At 60.6% G+C, this 307-nt stretch carries 1 protein-coding gene; it reads right to left on the bottom strand.

Annotation, left to right across the window (positions count from 1 at the left end):
• Window positions 1-307: Ig-like domain-containing protein (locus tag J1784_RS00130; protein ID WP_238485313.1), on the bottom strand; the 307-nt coding region annotated here is incomplete at both ends.

Here is a 307-nt window from a genome sequence, read left to right as displayed (position 1 = left end):
CGGCCGCGTCGGTCTCGGTGACGGTGATGTCGTAAGTACCATCTGCCAGCGCGTCCGGGGTGAACGACCAGGTGCCATCGGCGCCGACCATTGCAGAGCCGAGTACCTCGTCACCGTTGTAGACGGTGATGATGTCGCCTTCAGCATTACCGGTACCCTGAATTTGCGGGGTGGTGTCACTGGTGGAGCCGTTCTGGGCCACGTCAACATTCTGCGCACCGGAATCATCCACCACGTCGGTGATAACCGGCGCGACTGGTGCGATGGTGTCGATGGTGAAGTCATAGGCGTTAGACGGGTCACTGAC

This window comes from Rahnella ecdela, assembly GCF_019049625.1.
Taxonomy (GTDB): domain Bacteria; phylum Pseudomonadota; class Gammaproteobacteria; order Enterobacterales; family Enterobacteriaceae; genus Rahnella; species Rahnella ecdela.
Note: the sequence above shows the minus strand (reverse complement) of the source record. Positions and strands in the feature narration are given on the sequence as shown.